The organism is Chloroflexota bacterium, assembly GCA_015478725.1.
GTDB lineage: Bacteria > Chloroflexota > Limnocylindria > Limnocylindrales > CSP1-4 > C-114.
On sequence record JADMIG010000101.1, the window covers coordinates 1 to 1,575 of the forward strand.

Annotated in this window: 1 protein-coding gene; it reads right to left on the bottom strand. The window is 55.7% G+C overall.

Translation table 11 applies throughout. The annotated features are described in order from the left end of the window. Window positions 1–53: 53 nt before the first annotated feature. Window positions 54–1,508: a transposase gene (locus IVW53_15935; protein MBF6607053.1), complete on the bottom strand. Its 1,455-nt coding sequence runs from the start codon at window positions 1,506–1,508 to the stop codon at window positions 54–56. Between the last annotated feature and the right edge of the window lie 67 nt (window positions 1,509–1,575).

The following is a 1,575-nucleotide window of genomic DNA, read 5'->3' on the forward strand; positions in this document are numbered from 1 at the left end:
GTAGTGGTTCAGGATTTATCAAAGGAAGAGATGTGAGGGGAAGGGAAGAGAAGTTAGGAGGAGTCAACCCCGACCGGATGGCGAGAGTGGGGGAACTGTTCTTTGACGCCATCTTGCAGAGAGCGTTGTAAGGAGAGAAGCACGGAGCCGTCATGTTTGCTAGCGGTTTGAACCACACTGGCGAGAATGGCCGTGGTCTCCATGCCACCAAAGGTATCGGAGCCATTGGAGATTTTGCGGGTGATCACCAAGGGGCGTAACTCGCGCTCGGCCAAATTATTGGTGCCATCGGGAGTCAAGAGCAGGCTGCGGATCAAGCCCTCGTGTTGCACGCGCAGTCGGGCCTGGATGGCCAGGATGGAGGGATTCTCCGAGTTCACTGCTAGCAAGGTGTCCATTTCTGCACGGAGCCGTGTCTGTAGAGGCGTGCCGCTCAGAGCGTTTTTGAGATGATAGATCGCCACCAGGTGATCGGTAAAGCTCTTGGCTGGCGACCCCTCGGGCTCCAAGACGGTTTCCTCATGGGCAAAGCGTAACACATGCGCCCAACAATAGAGATGGTTCTCATGGGGGATGGCATTGGTGTAGGAGGCGTACCCATCATGCATCGCGAGAGCGTGGCTCTCGCCATAGAGGTCGTGGGCGATCCCTTTGCCACGGCTCTCAGCGGCCACGTAGACCGTCACCTCTTCATTGGCCATGATCCACATCCAGGCTTTTTGCCCGTGAACCAACCAGCCGGTCTCATCGTTGTACATCACCTGTCCCGCTCTCACCGCGGCAATGAGCTGCTCATACTGCCCATTGAGATAGCTCTTGGCTTGCGCTAACAGATTGCACAGCGAGGCTTTTGAAAGAGACAGGCCATGACTGATCTCGAGGACACGCGCAATATTGGCCAGAGAGGCATGACTCGTAAAGCGCAGGATCAGCACCAGCAGAAACGTGTTGAGGCCATACTCGGTAAACGGAAGGGACCGTTCATCGCGGGCGGAAACTTCGCGGTGGCAATGACCGCACCACTGTCGCTCACTCTCGATGAGTACCCTCACCACTTCGGGATGCAGCACCAGATCCACCAGCAATTTGGGTCGCGTCGCCTGCACGCGAGCCAGGGCCACGCCACAGTGGCCACACACGGGCGCAAAGAGGCGTTTTTTCTCACAGGGGGGCGACTCTAGGTGGGCTTCTCGATTGGTATCAGCATGCCCCGGTTGGCCCCCTTTGGTCTTCTTGGTCGGCTCTGTCGGGTGGCGAAAGTTCCCATGATCAAAGAGGGCGACTTGATAGCGTTTCTTCGTCTTGGTCGCCTGCTCCAGCTCCCGTTTGAGCTGCGCATTCTCTTTTTCGAGGACTTTTATCCGTCGCTGTTGTTCTTTCAACTGCTTTTGGAACTGCTCGGCTTTGCACTTTTGGGTGAAGTGAGCACGCGTCAGCCGATCTTTATCCAACCGGAGCAAACGCACATCATTTCTTAATTGCATCACATATTCTGGAAAGGGTTGCATGCCTCTCACTCTACCCGATTCCTGTCCCCATAGCAAGGTCAGCCGTTGATGATTCCTGAACCACTAC

Bases quoted from the DNA above. Each gene is read 5' to 3' on its own strand.
- IVW53_15935 (MBF6607053.1), bottom strand. From the start codon at position 1,508: ATGCAACCCTTTCCAGAATATGTGATGCAATTAAGAAATGATGTGCGT.